15 protein-coding genes are annotated in these 18099 nt (G+C 42.7%); 8 read left to right on the forward strand and 7 right to left on the reverse strand.

The features are described 5' to 3' along the window. Nucleotides 1-250: 250 nt before the first annotated feature. The 3 genes from N482_RS13740 to N482_RS13750 are packed head-to-tail and all read right to left on the reverse strand — an operon-like array spanning nucleotide 251 to nucleotide 2764. Nucleotides 251-709 (reverse strand): DUF3299 domain-containing protein, encoded by a 459-nt coding sequence (locus N482_RS13740; protein WP_231100867.1) that lies wholly within the window; start codon nucleotides 707-709, stop codon nucleotides 251-253. Between the two features lie 52 nt (nucleotides 710-761). After that, the gene (locus N482_RS13745; protein WP_063377577.1) at nucleotides 762-2081 is read right to left on the reverse strand and encodes an ABC transporter permease; all 1320 of its coding nucleotides are present in this window, start codon (nucleotides 2079-2081) and stop codon (nucleotides 762-764) included. Beyond that, nucleotides 2078-2764 carry an ABC transporter ATP-binding protein gene (locus N482_RS13750; protein ID WP_063377578.1) on the reverse strand — a complete coding sequence of 229 codons (687 nt, stop codon included), beginning with the start codon at nucleotides 2762-2764 and terminating at the stop codon, nucleotides 2078-2080. The genes N482_RS13745 and N482_RS13750 overlap by 4 nt, the downstream gene beginning before the upstream one ends. Nucleotides 2765-2959: 195 nt before the next feature. Between N482_RS13750 and N482_RS13755 the strand changes: the two genes are divergently transcribed. Continuing rightward, nucleotides 2960-4060, forward strand: a complete 1101-nt coding sequence (locus tag N482_RS13755) for a phosphoribosylaminoimidazolesuccinocarboxamide synthase (protein ID WP_063377579.1) — start codon at nucleotides 2960-2962, stop codon at nucleotides 4058-4060. Between the two features lie 490 nt (nucleotides 4061-4550). Next, nucleotides 4551-6863, forward strand: a complete 2313-nt coding sequence (locus tag N482_RS13760; RefSeq protein WP_063377580.1) for an EAL domain-containing protein — start codon at nucleotides 4551-4553, stop codon at nucleotides 6861-6863. Here the strand turns inward: N482_RS13760 and N482_RS13765 are convergent. Next, the gene (locus tag N482_RS13765) at nucleotides 6860-7876 is read right to left on the reverse strand and encodes a glycosyltransferase family 9 protein (RefSeq protein WP_063377581.1); all 1017 of its coding nucleotides are present in this window, start codon (nucleotides 7874-7876) and stop codon (nucleotides 6860-6862) included. The two genes, N482_RS13760 and N482_RS13765, sit on opposite strands and share 4 nt — an antisense overlap. An 89-nt stretch (nucleotides 7877-7965) precedes the next feature. Between N482_RS13765 and N482_RS13770 the strand changes: the two genes are divergently transcribed. After that, nucleotides 7966-8805: a sulfurtransferase gene (locus N482_RS13770; protein WP_063377582.1), complete on the forward strand. Its 840-nt coding sequence runs from the start codon at nucleotides 7966-7968 to the stop codon at nucleotides 8803-8805. Between the two features lie 2 nt (nucleotides 8806-8807). Here N482_RS13770 and N482_RS13775 read toward each other — a convergent pair whose 3' ends face one another. After that, the gene (locus N482_RS13775) at nucleotides 8808-10001 is read right to left on the reverse strand and encodes an ROK family transcriptional regulator (RefSeq protein WP_063377583.1); all 1194 of its coding nucleotides are present in this window, start codon (nucleotides 9999-10001) and stop codon (nucleotides 8808-8810) included. Between the two features lie 194 nt (nucleotides 10002-10195). Here N482_RS13775 and N482_RS13780 point away from each other — a divergent pair, with 194 nt between their 5' ends. The 4 genes from N482_RS13780 to N482_RS13795 are packed head-to-tail and all read left to right on the forward strand — an operon-like array spanning nucleotide 10196 to nucleotide 13348. After that, complete coding sequence (locus N482_RS13780; protein ID WP_155730593.1) at nucleotides 10196-11290, forward strand: substrate-binding domain-containing protein; 1095 nt, start codon at nucleotides 10196-10198, stop codon at nucleotides 11288-11290. Then, on the forward strand, nucleotides 11287-12225 hold the full coding sequence (locus N482_RS13785) for an ABC transporter permease (RefSeq protein WP_063377584.1): 939 nt from the start codon (nucleotides 11287-11289) through the stop codon (nucleotides 12223-12225). The genes N482_RS13780 and N482_RS13785 overlap by 4 nt, the downstream gene beginning before the upstream one ends. Beyond that, complete coding sequence (locus tag N482_RS13790) at nucleotides 12222-13007, forward strand: ATP-binding cassette domain-containing protein (RefSeq protein ID WP_063377585.1); 786 nt, start codon at nucleotides 12222-12224, stop codon at nucleotides 13005-13007. Before N482_RS13785 ends, N482_RS13790 begins: the two co-directional genes overlap by 4 nt. A gap of 23 nt (nucleotides 13008-13030) precedes the next feature. Then, nucleotides 13031-13348, forward strand: coding sequence for a hypothetical protein (locus tag N482_RS13795; protein ID WP_063377586.1), 318 nt, complete (start codon nucleotides 13031-13033; stop codon nucleotides 13346-13348). Between the two features lie 15 nt (nucleotides 13349-13363). On the opposite strand, the gene N482_RS13800 is transcribed toward N482_RS13795, so the two are convergent. Continuing rightward, on the reverse strand, nucleotides 13364-14332 hold the full coding sequence (locus tag N482_RS13800) for a class 1 fructose-bisphosphatase (RefSeq protein ID WP_063377587.1): 969 nt from the start codon (nucleotides 14330-14332) through the stop codon (nucleotides 13364-13366). 160 nt (nucleotides 14333-14492) lie between these two features. Here N482_RS13800 and N482_RS13805 point away from each other — a divergent pair, with 160 nt between their 5' ends. Then, complete coding sequence (locus N482_RS13805; RefSeq protein WP_063377588.1) at nucleotides 14493-16919, forward strand: zinc-dependent metalloprotease; 2427 nt, start codon at nucleotides 14493-14495, stop codon at nucleotides 16917-16919. Nucleotides 16920-16977: 58 nt separating this feature from the next. Here N482_RS13805 and N482_RS13810 read toward each other — a convergent pair whose 3' ends face one another. Further along, the gene (locus N482_RS13810; protein ID WP_063377589.1) at nucleotides 16978-17934 is read right to left on the reverse strand and encodes a methylenetetrahydrofolate reductase; all 957 of its coding nucleotides are present in this window, start codon (nucleotides 17932-17934) and stop codon (nucleotides 16978-16980) included. Nucleotides 17935-18099 lie beyond the last annotated feature (165 nt).

Below are 18099 nucleotides of genomic sequence, written 5' to 3' on the forward strand. Positions count from 1 at the left end.
ATTTAATGAAATTGGTATTAGCCCTTTAAACGATATCTGCGAAATTTCACTTCGAACACTTGTCACCCTTGCACAAAAGAGCGTGCTCACTACGTTCGCTGTCGCTAATCCTTTGCTCCTTACTTGGGCGCTAAGATAAAAGACGATATAAGCGGGGTATTCAAAAAGGATTTAATTAAGGTGTGCGTTGGGCAAAGTGGTGATGATTTTGAGGAAAGTTAGAGGGAGCAGTCGCTCCCTATTAAGCGGTTTACAGCTCGAAAGGCGCTACACCTACAGCTTGCATTGTGTAACCTGCTTGCGCGAGTTCATTCTTAAAGCTCTCGACTTTAATTGTGCCAGTAACTGTAATAGCATCGTAAAGGCTATCGATAGGCACTCCATTTTTAATTTTAACGTGCACAATTTGATTCGGTGGTGGAGGTGGCACATGAATACAAGCGCCGAAATAAGGCACAAGTAAAAACTCTGTGATAACTTCACTGTCACCCTCTAATGGCACGACAAACCCTGGTAAGCTAATGCTCGTGCCATCAAGGCCTTTCACAACGGGCGCATCAAGATCAGGCTGCACCCAGTTTTTATCATCACTATCATGGCTGGCTGCTTCTTGGTTGCTCATTTGAACATGCCCCGCAGGTATGAGGTCGTCCCAAAAGATTTCTTTTGGAGGAGCCGCAAAGGCTGTACTGGACACTAAAATCATCATAGCTATTGATATGAGCTGCGATAGCAGTCGAGTTGAAAACATAAATTACCTCTTAAAGTTTGATACTCATACCATCATTGAGTGAGTAAAAATATGCACGAATAGCTGGTATTGTGCCTATCACCGCGCCTGCTACCATGATAACGCCAAGTAACATTAGTTCATAGTAACTGAGTAGAGATAAAGATATCGCAATGCCGAATTGTGCCTGCAATATTCCTTGACCTATAAACATGAGCAGATAGAACATAGCCACCCCAATTAAGCTTCCAAGTACCGTAATGAGAACAGCTTCACTACACATTAAGGAAAAGATATGCCTTGGCCTTGCACCAACAGAACGCAATATCGCGAGCTCTCTTCTACGTTGGCTGAGAGAGGAAAGGAGTGTTGTTAGCATACCTAAGAAGCTGATTAATACTACTACAACTGAAAACAATAACAGGATCTTTTCAACAATATCTAACATCCCCCAAAGTTCTCTAAGGGTTACTCCAGGCATGATGGCCGACAATGCTTCCGGTTTATATGTATTGATATTTCTGCGTACTTGAAGCGTGTAGAGTGGTGATTCAAAACCCATTAAGAATGCTGTGAGTGTTTTTGGATGGCCAATTAGATCTCCTGGTTCACTTTCTAAAGCACTCAGGTCTTTGCTATGTTCGTGTTCGTGTTCGTGTTCGTGTTCGTGCTCATGCTTGTTGCTGTTTATAATACGTGTGCCAGTAGTGTGAGCCGGGCCATGCATAAGCTCTATTGCTTTAAGCGGTACGTGTAGAGTTTTATCAACAGGTGTCCCTGTAGGTTCTAAAACACCAACGATGGTGAGGGGGTTATCATCGTGATGATGAAAGCTGGTATTTCCCATTCCGTGTGCGACGACTATCTGCTGCCCAACATGATAATGGAGCTGTTTTGCAACTTCACTGCCAATCACGACTTCTTGTGCATTATGATAAGCTCTGCCACGGGTAAATGTTAGGCTTTGTTTTTTACCATAGCGATAATATTGAAAATAGTTCTCGTCACTACCAAGTACCGAAAACCCTTTATGACTGTCCCCAAGACTAATAGGGATTGTCCAAGCAACACCTCGTTGTTCTTTGATGTATTGATAGCTCTGCCATGATAACCCGTTGTTTGCATGCCCAATTCTGAAAACACTAGATAATAAAAGCTGTATGTCACCAGTACGAGCGCCAACGATTAAATCAGTCCCTGATATAGTGCTGCTAAAGCTTTGCTTTGCTTCTTGGCGCACTCTTTCTATTGAAAGAAGTAACATCACACTGATGGCAATAGTAAATAGGGTGAGGAGTACGCTGGCTTTGCGATTTAAAATGCTCTTGAATGCGAGAGTCATGAGGTTCATCGGCAAGCTCCGTTGATCTCTTGAAGGCTAACTTTTCGATCAAATAAATCTGCAAGGCTACTGTCGTGGCTGACAAATAAAACTGTAGCTTGGTAGTGATCTGCTTGTTCAAATAATTGCTTTATAAATACATCTCTATTGTCTGCATCTAAAGCTGAAGTAGGTTCGTCAGCAATAATTAACTCTGGCTGACCGATGAATGCACGAGCAGCAGCAACACGTTGCTGTTGGCCAATACTTAATTCGCCAACCGAACGGTTGCGGCAAAGTTCATCAATGCCTAGCTCTTCGAGTAATGTGACGGCTTGTTGATTGGCTGAATTATTTGCGGAATTTAAGTTTGCAGCTCTGCGGTTTGAAAAGTTACACCCCAAAATCACGTTTTCAACGGGACTCAAGTAGGGAAGTAAATTGAAATTTTGGAATATGGTACCAATGTGGTCCGCTCTGAATTTATCTCGTTTGGCGTCACTGAGCTGACCTAAGTCTTGCCCCAATATTGTGATGCTACCTTGTTGCGCAGTTTGAATCCCAGCTAAAAGACCCAGCAATGTGGATTTTCCACTCCCACTTGGGCCGTGAAGAAATAGTTTTTCTCCTTTTGCTATGTACAAGTTACTAATATGCAGCGTAGCTAGAGGCTGGCCCGGCCAGCTGAAAGTCAGATCTGAAATTTGGATCATTTAAACATCTCTTTGTACCGAGTTTTAATTATGGTATCTCAGAACAGAGCCTTGCTAAACTAAGTTTCGCTCGGTTTGCGTTGTAATGCGGTAAACAATTGTGATTTTTGTTGCGCTCGACTATTATACACCCCTCTAACCCCCTCTGTATTTTGCGTCCTTTAGCAAGACGCAGCCGTTCTCTATGGAGATACAATGAGTAGCTACAAAGTTTTAGACGTCAATGACGATCTACCAATACGCACCAAAGGTGCAGTTCACAGTGGTAAAGTACGTTCGGTTTACTGGTTAACCGACCAAGACAGCGCCAGATTAATCGAAGAAAAAGGCTATGATGTTCCAAAGGGAACTGAGCTTGCGATCATGGTTATTTCAGATCGTATTTCAGCGTTCGATTGTATTTGGCAAGGTGAAAATGGATTAAACGGTGTGCCAGGAAAAGGCATAGCATTAAATAGTGTGGCCGCTCATTGGTTTAAATTATTTGATGAAGCTGGCCTTGCTGGAAATCATATAGTTGATATCCCTCACCCTTATATTTGGATTGTGAGAAAAGCAAGTACAGTGCGTGTAGAAGCGATTGCTCGTCAATATATTACAGGCAGCATGTGGCGCGATTACAGCAAAGGTGTGCGAGAGTTTTGTGGTATTAACTTACCTGAAGGCCTTGAAGCACATCAGAAGCTGAATGATGTACTTATCACGCCATCTACGAAAGGAATTATCTCTGGCGTTGACGGGGTACCAGAAGTGGATGATGTAAACATCACCCGCAGCAATATCACAGATAACTTAGAGGCGTTTAACTTTAAATCTGAAGATGACGTTGCCCGCTATGAGCAACTACTCAGCGAAGGATTTGATTTAATTTCGGCGCAGCTGAGCAAATTAGACCAAATCTTCGTTGATACGAAGTTTGAATTTGGTTATGTAGAAGATGCTGATGGCTCTTCGCGCCTTATTTATATTGATGAAGTTGGTACGCCTGATTCATCTCGTATTTGGGATGGACCTGCATACCGAGATGGCAAAATTGTCGAAAACTCTAAAGAGGGTTTCCGTCAATTGCTAATTAACAACGTTCCAGATAGCGATGTATTGCTGAACAAAGATCGCATGTCAGAAAGAGAGGCCCTTGCTGAGTCATACAAGCTGCCGCAAGATGTGATGATCTTAGTATCAGAAACTTACGTTGGTATAGCGAGTAAAATAGTTGGTCAGTTGCTAACTATTCCGCAAGACCCGCGTGCGGAAGTCATTACAATCTTAGACCAAGAATACGGCCTTATCGATTAAGCAAACTCACTAAAATGCCTAGCAGTCAGTTATTTAAAGGATTGTTAGGTATTGCGACATGAATTCCTTGCATTTCCTTCCCAAGTCACTTTTACTTAGTATAAATACATGTGCGTTCACAAGGTCTGAACGGTAAGGTCTCAATGTTGCTACTTATAAGAGTGAAAAATCATAGTGTAACTATTACAACGCCATTCAATTTTTCGCTCTACTTTCTTTTATATTGGTAGCGTCGTTTTGTCTTTTCTATATTATAAGCAATAGCTTATAAAGTGCTCTGTTCGTTCCAGACGTGTAAAAGCATAAAGTTTTTTGATTGATTTTATTGATGCTGAAATTAAATGCCTGTAGGCAAGGTCTGTCATTAAGGGTATGCGTTTAGTGGCACAAAATCGAATAATCATAGGGTTGGTTACAGTAAGTTGTTGCTGTTTGGCCGGAGCTATCCGGTTCAGCTAGAACTGAATAATTGTAGTGTTAAAGGATCGCTATGGGCACGAGTTTTAAAAATCGCATTATAGTGCTGTGTGTTGGTTTGGTATTAATTACCGCAATTGCCAGCTTGGCGGGCTTTTGGTGGTCAACGAGCCAATTTAAAGAGCGTCAAGTCCAACAGGACATTCAAAAAGCACAGAGCGTATATCAACAGTATTTAGTTGCCAGAGAGCGATTGCTCGTTACTGCCGCATCTGTGTTGACGCAAGACTTTGGCTTTAAACAGGCTGTTGCAACAAGAGATGCATCTACCATTAGCAGTGTGCTATACAATCATAGCCAGCGTATTAATGCAGAGTTGATGTTACTGCTGGATATGCGTGGCAAATTGATTTCGACCAACCAAAACCAATTAGTCTTACCTCAAGATATGCGGCCGCTAGTAAAAGAACTGCTGGCGCACGAAGAAAGCTCAGCTTTTTTGGTGTTAGATAAAAAACTCTATCAAGCAATTATTCTACCTGTAAAAGCACCTAGAACCATCGCGTTTACAATTGTCGGGTTTGTTGTAGATGAACCGATTGCAGACCAACTGAAAGGGCTTACGGGCATGGAAATGAGCTTTATCAGTCTTGGTGAAAAGATGAAAGCGAGTTCTATTCAACTGCCAGAAGACAGAGATTTGTTCGCCTATTTACATGAACAAAAAATTAGCAGGTGGTTTGGTGAGTATCCACTGTATATTAATGCGGAAGTGGCATTGCCGTCTTTATCTCAAGTGCCTGTGAGCTTGATTTTAAGTGCTGATTTAAGAAGCGAATACGAAGAGTTTGATCAGTTAGTATTGACCATCGTATTTCTGTCTTGTATTACGATGTTATTTGGCTTTCTCGCCAGTGGCTTTTTAGCCAAAAACTTAGCCACGCCATTGCAACAGTTAACGGTAATGGCTAGGCGGTTTGCTAAAGGTGATTACAACGCCGAAATTCATGAATCGCGACCTACGGAAGAAATCTGTCAGTTGGTCGACGCATTTCATGAAATGGGAGACGATATCCAAGCGCGTGAGAAGCAGATCCGGTATCAGACAAGTCATGATGCGTTAACCGGATTTTATAATCGGACTTCTGCATTACCAATTTTGGATGCTTTAGTGTCGACAGATCAGGTTTACTACCTTTTAGCACTTGATATTAAAGGGCTAAGGCATATTAACGATAAGCTCGGCCCTCGTATTGGGGATAGCTGCATCGAGGCGGTTGCTAAGCGAATAGAAGTTGTTACGTCTAGTTTTGAAGGGCTGAATATTCGCCTAGGTGGTGATGAATTCTTAACTGTGTTACAAGCCAAACCAGACTCGACGATGGAAAATTGTGTTGATAATTTCCTCAGCGAGCTCAATAAAAGCTATACCATACATAATTTTGAAATTAATTTGCGTTTCAGTGTCGGAGTCGTACACAGTCCCGAACAAGCAGACAATGCGGATGACAGTATCCGTCGAGCGCTTATAGCTGCGGACAATGCGGCACATGGGGTAGAGGACGTCTACTTTTACCAAACTGGTGAAGATGAAGCCTATTTAGAAAGATTAGAAATCATTGATGGGCTGAAGCAGGCACTAGTCGATGATGATGGTCAGTTGTTCATGACTTATCAGCCTAAACTAAATATGCGTTCGGGCATGGTTGATAAAGTCGAGTCTTTGATCCGCTGGAAGCGAAAAAATGGCGACTGGGTGTCACCAGAGTTATTTATTGATTTAGCCGAGCAATCTGGATTGATTGTAGACTTGACTCAATGGGTACTGAAAACGGTGGTATCCCAAATCGCGCATTGGGAAGTGCAGGGTGTCACCATGAAGGCGGCTATTAATGTCTCAGCTCAAGATATTGCAGATGCAGACTTCATTCCTCACTTGCAAAGTATGCTAAGTGAGTTTTCAGTTGCGCCGGGTTTAATAACGATTGAGTTGACAGAAAGAGACATGATTGAAAATGAAGAAAAGGGCATTGCTGCACTACTCGCATTAAAAGAATTAGGTGTTCATATCTCTTTAGATGACTATGGGGTGGGACAAACTTCTCTTGGCCGACTGAAAATGTTGCCTATCGATGAACTTAAATTGGACAAGGTTTTTATTCTTAAGCTGGCTGCATCACATCAAGATCAGTGTATTGTGCGTTCCACTATTAGCTTAGGTCATCAACTAGGCTTTTCGGTTGTTGCAGAAGGGGTTGAAGATGCAGACTCGTTGCAACTGCTTGATGAAATGAAGTGTGATTATGCCCAGGGGTACTACTTAAGCCGGCCTCTAAAGGCCAACGATTTAACGCAATGGCTAGGGCAGTATCATAAGGCAGGTTAACGGCGCTTAGACAATAGCGAGCTTAATGCATGGTAAATATTCTCAGGGGATACATCTTGTATCATATCTAACTCATTCAGTGATGTAGACTGGTGGGTTAAAGCTATCAGGTTGTCCGTTTTAGGGGCAACAAGAGACCATGGCGAAGTACCGTGCCCTACAATGGCGACACAGGATACCTCACAAGCTGCTGCGATATGCATTGGTCCTGAATCAATCGATACAACGGCATCCATTGCGCCTATGTTATCTACTAGTTCTGCCAAACTCATGCTACCGGCTAGATTGTGTAAAGTAACCCCTTTACTAAGAGCCAGAGAGGCTAGGGACGCCATATCAGATTGTTCAGAATTATCACCTAACAGAAATATATTTATATTTTTGATGGTAGAAATGTGCTGTACAACTTGTATTGCCAAATGCTCTGGGTAATATCGCGTTCCTTTCACCTTTCCACCTAAGTAGAGCGCAACATTACATTGTGTCTCAGATAGCGTTAATGTTGATGGTTGGGCTGTGAGCTTTGGCGAACTGAAATGTGTAAAAGGTCTGCCATGTGCATCATTGACCAGTTTACAGTAGCGATAAATATAATGGTGGCATTGGTTTAATTTAAAGGCATGGCTTAAAAATGGTCGGCGTGCGTTTTGAGCGTAGCCGATCACATTTCTTATACCCGCTAATCTCGCCAATACAGCGTCGGTTAGCGAGCCACGAAATAAGACCGCTAATGCAAAGTTTTGATGTTTAAGTTGGCTGGCCATACCATATAGGCCGCGATGCTTTTTACGACAATGACGATCATCAGATATGACCTCTAGTCCATATTGGCTTGCCCGCGAGAATATTTCCGTTAGGTGCGGCCTGACGAGAACACAGATACGTTGCGTTGGGTAGAGTTGCTTAAGTAATGCCAAAGCCGGCAGTGTATTGATAGCGTCACCAATAAACTTAGGTAATATGGCTAATACAGCCCCATCTAGTCTATTTGAAACAATTACTTTATTACCCATACATTAACTTGAGATACAAATTTATCCTATCTAGTATAACGCTAGGCGTTTTAGAAATTAACTAGAATCAATGAAATAAGTGTCTGACTATGACAAAAAACATGAAAAGCTGTCAATGGTTGTTTGAAAACCTACCGAATGTAATCGTGCTTGATGCAGGGATAATCAAACCTGGAGAAAAGGGCAATTATAGCCCACCAGCTATTATCCCTAACGCACTGCGCTTTGATATTAGCAAAAACTTAAGTGACGAATGCCCAAAAATTCCAAATATGATGTGCTCAGAGCATGTCTTTCAAGCCGAAATGCGCCAGTTAGGAATCAATTGTACGGACACGGTTGTGGTATATGATGACAAGGGGTTATTCAGTGCAGCACGAGCTTGGTGGATGTTTAAAGCGATGGGGTTCGATCAAGTTTTCATTCTCGATGGTGGGTTAAAGCAGTGGATGGCATTGAACTATGAGACGGCATCTAAATATGCCGCTGTTAAGCAAGTGGGAAACTTTACAGTAACACCTTGTGAGCACTACTTTATTGATAAAGAGCAAGTATTGGCATGTATACCTCGCCCAGATGTGCTGATGTTGGACGCTCGAGGTGAACAGCGTTTCAAGGGCGTGAGAAGCGAACCTAGAGCTGGTATGCGAAGTGGGCATATTCCTCAGAGCGTTAATTTACCTTATACCAGCGTATTGACAGAGCAAGGCTTATTGAAACCTCTACCCGAATTAGCACAATTGCTACACAGTTTGGGAATCAATGCAAAAATTAAGACATTGCAGTTTAGCTGTGGCTCGGGGATAACCGCCTGTATATTGGCTTTGGTTGCTTTAGAATGTGGCTATTCAAACCTACAAGTTTATGATGGCTCTTGGAGTGAGTGGGGCCAACTAGCTGACTATCCCATTTCTGTCTGTGAGAGCTAACATTACTGGGTTATATATATCAATTGTTGTACTTTACTTTGTGTGGAGGTGGGGGGCGTATACAGTGTTTGTATATTTTTATCATTTAATGCGGCATGCAAAGGCAATGTTGATATGCCAGCCATTGGGACATCGTCGTTATTGGGCACTTTGATGAGGCGCACGATATCTCTATCACCTTGCTGCGCAATAGAGGGAATAAAAGGCCTTAGTTGAGAAATCAAGAAATCTAAGCACTGCTCCCCAATGTCACCTCCTAGAATAATAGTCTGAGTGTTGAGAATGGACTCTAGGGTATGTATTGCAATGCGCAATGGCTCTGTTGCTTGAGACAGCCAGTTTTTACTGGCTGTGTGCTTACTGGGATTTAAGTGCTTAACGGAAACAACAGGCTTTTTGTCAAATTTTTCAATGTATTTCTTTAGGGAAGTAAGGGATGCAAACTCGTTCAATGTACCTAGCTCCCCAGTAGATTTACTGCTTTCGGGGGTTACAAAAATATCACCCAATGCACCGGTTAGGCCGTTTGTTCCGAGCATGATTTGTCTGTCATAAACTACCGCAGCTTCAACTTTATTGCCAAGATGGATGTATATGAAGTTGTGAAGCGTTTTAGCCTCTCCAAATAACATTTGATAAGCAGCACATGCTGAAGCGGTTGTTTCTACTGCGACGGGCATTGCGAGTCTTTGACTCAATTCGGTTTGTAGTCGTTTACTAGCTTGGTATTGAAATAAGGTGTCACCTTGTCCTGTTTGAATTGACAAACCTGTCGCAAGTACCGAATGATGGTCGAGTTTTTTTTCCTGTATTAGTTTCAAGGCTTCATCTGCAATGTCATCAACATGCCAAGCAGTATCTGTGTGGTGTGTTATTTTCGTAAGGTATTCGCCATTCACATAGTACAGGCCAAGTTCAAGCATTTCAGGCGAAATACGCACAGCTAATGTGTAACAGGCTTTTTTGTTCAGGCATAGCATTTTTGAAGGTTTGCCAGCCCCTTCTGAACGTTTAACACCAACTTCTTCAATGAGGTTTACACTCAGCAAATCCTCTACCATGTTGGTAATAGTTTGCTTTGTAAGTTGGGTGTTACGTGCTATTTCGGCACGAGAGATAGGGCCTAACGTTACTACTTGCGATAATACTAAACGTAAATTAGTCGCTTTATTTTGTTTAGCATTTAACCCCTTCAACCTACTTCTCCCGAGTTTGCCTAGTACGACTTTGAAATTTGAAAGATATCTATCTTATTACACATATGAAAAATATCGAATAGTTTATCTCGTTCAATCAAACCTTCCATCTTGCTGTGGTTAAGTAAAACTAATTGACAAATATAGTGCCGCTGATTAAATGTACTGATTAGGATTTATTAAAGGAACATTGTGTGTCAAGGAAAGGGTCTAATCTACCTAACACAATGCAGCTAAAAATTTTTATTAAAACTACTTGGCTAAGTTGGTGGATGGGTGTGCTTTGTTTTCCTATTTTTGGTCATTCATCAACTGTGTACACGCTTACGCCTGAACAGTCCGCAAGTGTGCAAGATGCGAGGTTGACAGCCGCCATGGCGTGGCATGGCTCCAGTCCTTGGATAAGTGCCGTTACTAGAGGGGCGAAAGCGGAATTTAAACGCTTAGGCATAAACGTCATTGCCGTGACTGAGGCGCACTATGATCCAGCCAAACAAGTTTCTGATTTAGAGACTTTAATGGCATTAAAGCCCGATATTTTGCTTTCATTGAGTGTAGATAGCATGAGCACAAAACCAAGTTATCTGCAGTTGGTTAAGTCAGGAGCTAAACTTGTACTGCTTAGCAACCCGATTTCAGGCTTTAGGCACGGTGTTGATTTTGCTGGTATTGTCAAAGACGATGTGAAAGGGATGGGAGAGGCCGCTGCTGAGTTGGTTGCTAACGCCATTTTTGACAAAGGTCGAATTGGGGTGATTTATCATGAAGCTAATTACCCCATAACAAATCAACGTGATAGCGCATTTAGGGAAGCGCTTAAGCGTTATCCAGAAATTGAAATTGTAAGCGAAAAAGGATTTATTAAAAAAAATCAAACGGCTCAGCTTGCTGCTGCGATGATGATTCAACACGACAATATTGATGCAATATATGTGTCTTGGGATGCTGCTGCTGAAGGGGTCATAGAGGCACTGCGTATAAGTGGTCATAAAGACACTAAAGTGATCGCTCATGACTTGGGAGTAAACAATTTAATTGATATGGCGCTGGGTGGAAATATGTACGGCACAGTTTCCGATAGGCCAAATGAAATGGGAAAATTAATGGCAAGGATTGGTGCCGGGGCGGCAATTGGTATAGATACCCCGCTATATACACAAGTTCACTTTAACGCCGTGACACGAGAAAATATTGCGCTATCTTGGCAAATAGCCTTCGCAACCGAGTTACCTAAGTTACTGCAACAAGTGTTGAAGCAGAGAGAGCAGGTGAAGGTGCCTAAATTATGAGGTTGAGTGCACAGGTGACAGCAAAGACGTTGGTGTATTATACATTTGCATTGACTGTGGTTATTTTCACTTTTGTTTTGCACAGCAGTGCATTTTTTTCGATAGAGAATTGGCTTAATATCGTGCGTCAAACCGCGCCTATTGTGATCATGGCTATCGGGTTGAATTTCGCGTTGTCTGCTGGGCAGCTTGACCTCTCTATAGGTGCTGTGGTGGCTTTGTCTGGCTTGGTGGCTGCGTTGCTGTTACCTGAGTATGGTTTGATTATTGCCTCAGTGGTTGCTCTGAGTTTAGGAGGTGCGATTGGCGCGTTTAATGGCTACCTTTCACTGCGTTTGGCAGTTCCTTCTTTGATTGTTACTTTGGGGACTATGGTGTTTCTGAATGGCTTCGTACGTTACTTATCAGGGCTTGAATCCATTCCCATTTTGAATGAATCCTTTTTGATTCTCTTTGGTGGTGGCAGCATTTTTGGTGTACCAACACTGTTAATTTGGGTTTTGGGTATCGCTGTAAGTGTTTATTGTGTGTTTAGTTATGTACAGCTAGGTAGGCATTTATTAGCAACTGGAGCAAACGCAAATGCGGCTCGGGCTATGGGAGTCAACACAATCAAGGTGCGCATCATTGCAATGTCCCTGTCGGGTTTTTTTGCTGCTTTAGCAGGTTTGCTCTATGCGGGGAGAATGCAAAGTGCGCGTTACACATTGGGTGAGTTTGAATTCATAACGGTGATAGCTGCCATTGCGATAGGTGGGTGTAGTCTATTGGGTGGGCAAGTAAGTATTTGGGGGACGGTGTTAGGCGTTTGGCTCATTGGCATTCTGAATAATGGGTTGATTTTGTCTGGGTTTTCCAGCAATGCTCAGATGATGATGAAAGGTATTATCCTCATTGTCGCAGTCGGTATTACTTTTAGGACTCGTAAGCAATGATACGTACGGCATTAGATCAAATTGCTTTGCAGGTAGTGGATTTACACAAATGTTTTGAGGATTCACATGTCCTACGAGGAGTCAGTTTCACAGCGAATAGAGGAGAAATTGTCGCCCTGCTAGGTGACAATGGCGCAGGAAAGTCAACACTCGTCAATTGCCTTGCCGGAAAGTTACTACCTACCGAAGGCGAGATCCTGATAAATGGTACCAAGCAAATTATTAACTCTCCAAATACAGCACAAAACTTGGGGATCTCAGTTGTTTATCAAGATTTAGCGTTGATAAAGGAAATGAGTGTTGTTGAGAACTTGTTTTTAAATAGGGAGATAAGGCACCGTAATACCCTTTTGAATCGACTTGGTTGGTTAGATAAAAAAGCAATGGCAATGCGAGCTAAAAAGTTGTTACGGCGCTTGGGGAGTGCGGGCATTGAGTTAGGATTACCGGTATCGATGCTTTCTGGCGGGCAGCGACAAATTGTGGCTTTGATCCGTGCAGTGAATGCTGGCGCGAATATTATTGTTATGGATGAGCCAACAGCAGCATTGGGAAATGAGCAGTGTAACCATGTCATCAGGTTAATACGCCTATTGAGCTCCCAAGGAGTCACTACTATCTTGATTAGCCACGATTTAGGGCAAGTGGCCAAGTTATGTGATCGGGCTGTGGTACTATATCAAGGTCAAACTGTAGCAGATGTTGCTGTCAAAGATGTAGCGCAATTAGAGCTACTCGCGTTGATGAGTGGCGCAGAGTGCAGTGGTATTTCAGCTAATTAAGTCAGCTGGTATAAGGGTTAAATATGGAGTACTTTGAGGCACTAAGTGCATTTGCGCGTTGTAGTGTGGAAAAGAGCGAGGCGATGTCTGTCTTGGCAAAAACAGCAGATGGCAGTGGCTCATTTCAGGTAACACTACCTATGTTTAAAGTGGTATTGAAGCAGGCTTTAAATGACGAGTTAAGCTTTGATGAACTGGAGTTCTGGGCATCAGTTTTACTGCAACGTGAAGACTATCAGGTGGAGGCAATTGAGGGTAGTTTATATGCATTATCTGAGCCCTACTTGATGGGCGGGTTGGATAAGGCCAAAATAGCGCGGCTATTAGCATTGCTAGATTGACCTATTTGGTGGTTGTTACTTGTGATACGTCACACAAGTTTCCACTTCGTTCTTAGAGCCTAAGATTACTGCAACACGCTGGTGGATTTCCTGTGGTTCAATATCCAGAATACGTGCTTCACCAGTGTGAGCAAGCCCACCAGCTTGTTCAACAAGCATTGCCATAGGATTAGCTTCATAAAGTAATCTAAGCTTGTACGGCTTTTCTGGGTTTTTGGTATCAGCAGGATAGGTAAATAGTCCTCCGCGACATAATACTCGGTGCACATCTCCAACCATTGCTGCTATCCAGCGCATGTTGAAGTTTTTCTGGCGCGGCCCTTCGCGACCAGCTAACAAATCTGCAATGTAGTCTTTCATCGCTGGCTGCCAATGACGCTGGTTAGACGCATTAATTGCGAACTCTTGTGTATCTTCAGGGATTTTCGCAAAGTCCTCAGTTAATAGGAAGCTGCCATGGGTTTTGTCTAACGTGAATATACGCGTTCCTTTACCAGTGGTCAGTGCCAATGTAGTCGAAGGGCCGTACAGTACATAACCTGCGGCAATTTGGTTTTTGCCGGGTTGCATGAAGATGGCTGGATCAGCAGCATCTGACCCCTCTGGTGCTTCCATAATCGAGAATATGGTGCCAACTAAAGAGTTAATGTCGGTGTTTGATGAGCCATCTAGAGGATCAAATGAGACAATAAATTTTGCATCTGGATTACCCGCTACTGTGTAATCTTCTTCTTCTGAGGCAATCGCTTTAACATAGCCTGACTCAAGCAAGATGTCTTTAATTAGTTGATTAGACAGTACATCTAGCTTCTTTTGCGTCTCTCCTTGAATATTTTCATCCAAAGTTGAACCTAATACACCAGATAGTGCACCTTGTCCCACGCGAAAAGAGATTTCTTTACAAGCGGCTAAGAGAGTACGGATCAGAGAAACTAATTCTCTAGAACACCCATCTTCAAATAACACCGGCGGTAATCTACGCATATTTTAAATCCTGATAACGTTTGTCGGGCCGCAGTGAAGTGTATGTGAGAGTGTCACTGCAGGCTGCGCTTAATTTCGTCTTGATTCACTGTTTTTTGTATACAATTTTATATACTAGGTAAAAAACAATCACAAAACATGAAATAACAAAGACACAATTATGATAAAGAGACGTATGACACCTTACCTCGTTTCGACTTTGTTACTGCCTATGATAACGCATGCTCAGGCAGCAATTAAGTCCATAGACGAATTTACTGATAAGTTTAATCATTTTCCGGGCTATTATTCGTTTTACAGTGATAAAAGCAGCGGAAAAATCTACTTAGATGTAGATAAACTTTCGCAGCCATTCTTATTACAGCATAGTTTGCCTTATGGAGTTGGTTCAAATGACATCGGATTAGATAGAGGTCAGTTAGGTGGCACGCACCTTGTTCAATTTGAACGATTTGGTGATAAAGTCATGCTTCGAGCCAACAACACTTACTACCGTGCTAGTGCTGATAACAGTGCAGAGCAACAAAGTGTGAAAGAAGCGTTTGCTTCAAGTATTTTGCAAGGCTTTAAGGTTGTCGCGGAGGACTCAGACAGTGTGCTTATTGATTACACCCCTTATTTGCTGTCGGACGTGCATGGTGTAAGTCGCCGCTTAAAAGCCACTCAGCAGGGCAGTTATAACCTTGATAAAAATCGCAGTGCGGTATATTCACAACGCTCAAAAGCATTTGTAAAAAACACGGAGTTAGAAGCGGTACTAACGTTTAAAGGTGAAGACCCCGGAAAATATGTACGTCAAGCAGTTGCCGACCCTTATGCGATTACCGTACACCAAAGGCACTCGTTGATAGCATTGCCTGATGAAAACTACACGCCGCGTCAATTTCATCCTCAATCTGGCTTTTGGAGTATTGAGCACAAAGACTATTCTGCGCCACTGGGTGAGTCTATGTATGTACGATACATCCCGCGTCATCGTCTAGAAAAGAAAGATCCAACGGCAAAAATATCCGAAGCGGTAAAACCGATTGTCTACTATTTGGATCCAGGTGTACCAGAGCCAGTGAGAACGGCTTTACTTGATGGCGCTCGCTGGTGGGAGCAAGCCTTTGAAGCCGCAGGCTATAAAGATGCATTTCAGGTTAAAGTATTACCAGAACACGCCGATCCAATGGATGTGCGCTATAACGTGATCCAATGGGTTCACAGGGCTACTCGTGGATGGTCATATGGTGCATCTGTGGTAGACCCTCGTAGTGGTGAAATTATTAAGGGTCACGTGACCTTAGGGTCGCTTCGTGTACGTCAAGACATTCTTATTGCAGAGGCGCTAGCTGCCCCCTTTATGAAAGGTGATGAGGTAACTCAACGACTGCATGAAATGGCATTGGACCGTATTCGTCAGCTCAGTGCCCATGAAATCGGTCATACTTTAGGTATTGCGCACAACTTTGCCGCTTCAGGTGACGGGCGAGCTTCTGTGATGGACTATCCACACCCATTAGTACAGTTTGATGCTCAAGGTAAACTTGACGTCAGTGAAGGCTATGCGAAAGGCATAGGCACTTGGGATATTCAAGCTGTAAAGTTTGGCTACAGTGATTTCTCAGCTATCAATGAAGCTGAAGCACTCAGTGGTGTTATTCAGGAAACCAAAGATCTTGGTCTGGGGTATATATCCGATGCCGATGCGAGACCGAAAGGCGGGGCGCACCCGGGTGCCCACTTGTGGGACAATGGCGCGGATCCTGCCACAGAGCTGCGCAGAGTGCTGGGTATTCGCAAGCAAGCTCTGGCGCAATTTGGTATAAATAACATTCAAAATGGGGTTGCGTTATCTCAACTTGAAGAGAAGCTCGTTCCGCTTTATTTGTTCCATCGCTATCAAGTTGAGTCTGTAGTTAAGCTTATCGGTGGTGTTGATTATCACTATGAAGTGCGTGGAGAGGGATCATTGAAAGGTGCTGAAGTTGTGGCGAAGTCAGAGCAGGCTGATGCATTGAATGCGCTTCTAGAAACGTTAACGCCCGAAGCTTTGGCTATTCCTGAATCAGTACTGGCGGTTATACCACCTAAAGCTTATGGTGAATCTCGTAACCGTGAAAGTGTGCATGGTCGAACAGGCTTGCCGTTGGATGCGATGGCTTTGCCTGAAATGGTAAGTTTACATACACTAGATCTGTTATTAAATGCAGAGCGTTTAAATCGTGTTGCCCAGCAATACGCAAGAAACACCAAGTATCTTGGTAGTAATGAACTATTGATCAAGCTACACCAAGCCGTGTTTAAATCTACTGCTAGCTCTCCAATGGCCAAAAAATTGAACGAGCGAGTTCAATATTTGACAGCACATAGAATGGCTGCGCTTAGTGCCAGTTCAAAAGTTGACCCAGAAGTTCAAGCACAATTACGTTATTACTTGCAGCAAGTGGCTGATGAGTATACGGAACAGTCTATGTTCTCAAGCACAGATGAATCAAAGGCGTTTGAACAATATTTAGGGGAACATATTCAATACTTTTTAAAACGAGGTAAGTGGTCAGAGAGCTTTAAACCGCTTGCTATGCCACCGGGTTCTCCAATTTAAGCCATAAAAAAAGCCCCATTGAGGGGCTTTTTACTACGAATCTTTAACTAATAACTGTTTAAGCGATTTGCTTTTCTGCCAATTTCAATTCCATGGTAGCTTTCAATAATCGATATAAATTAATCGCAGCATCAATTTCTTCTTTGCGATTGGTTAAACTTTCAATGTTTAGTCCAAGAGGCACATCGAGCTGAGCACAGCTGCGTAAGATTAAATCCAAGTTCTCACGGCAGATCTTAATCGACTCTTTCAATGTATTGTCTGAATCTAACATACGCCACTTGGTTGCTTCTGGTACTGAAATACCCAGCCACTGCATAAACTGCAATGTTTTCTCACCACCGCATGGGGTAAAAGTTAAAATAATACGCTTGGGTTCAATGCCCTTCTGGCGACATGTGCGTACATAGCTTGTTAGCAGATCTATGGTTGCTTGCGCGTCATAAACGGCTTGAGAAATAAAGAACTCGCATCCTTGTGTTGTTTTGTCAATTAAGCGCTCATGCTCATTTCGTTTACTGGCATGGCGCTCGGCAATCGTCACACCGCCAAGAAAGAAGTCATCTTGATGGTCACGTAACGTTTGGTATGCATCTGGCAAACTTAACTTAATATCCCCTTTGGACGATGGGCTACCAACAAGCACCAGATTACTTAATCCAAAATCTTGTTTTGTTTTATGCAACCATTGTGTGAATTCACCTTGATCTCTTTGCGCAACACTTTTATAGGTGATTACATCTAATTTAGATAGCTCGCTAACCACTTGGCTATATTCACAAGGATCAACGGTCTGTTTAAATGGGAATGGGCGAGGTACATCCGTGCGACTACTTTCATCTTGAATATCGTAAATAACAACACCGTCATATTCAATTTCATGTAGCCGATTCAGTAGTTTAGTGGCAATGGTTTGTACTTGTTCTTTATCGGTACCCAGCTTTGGAGGTGTGGTTCCGATTAAATATACCCCTTGATTCGGGTCTAAGATTTTCTCTTGCAGTGATAATGCCATGGTCCTCATTCCTGCCAATTCGTAGTTTCTGGTGTAAATATAGCAGCCACTTAGACGTCTAGATAGATTTTTATTAATGAAAGAAATTCAATTAACTTGAATTAAATTCATGGTGTGGTGTCGTAGCGCTATTTTGTACTTATGTCTTCAGTACTTAGAATTTTT

The sequence above is a fragment of the Pseudoalteromonas luteoviolacea NCIMB 1942 genome (genome assembly GCF_001625595.1).
Taxonomy (GTDB): domain Bacteria; phylum Pseudomonadota; class Gammaproteobacteria; order Enterobacterales; family Alteromonadaceae; genus Pseudoalteromonas; species Pseudoalteromonas luteoviolacea_A.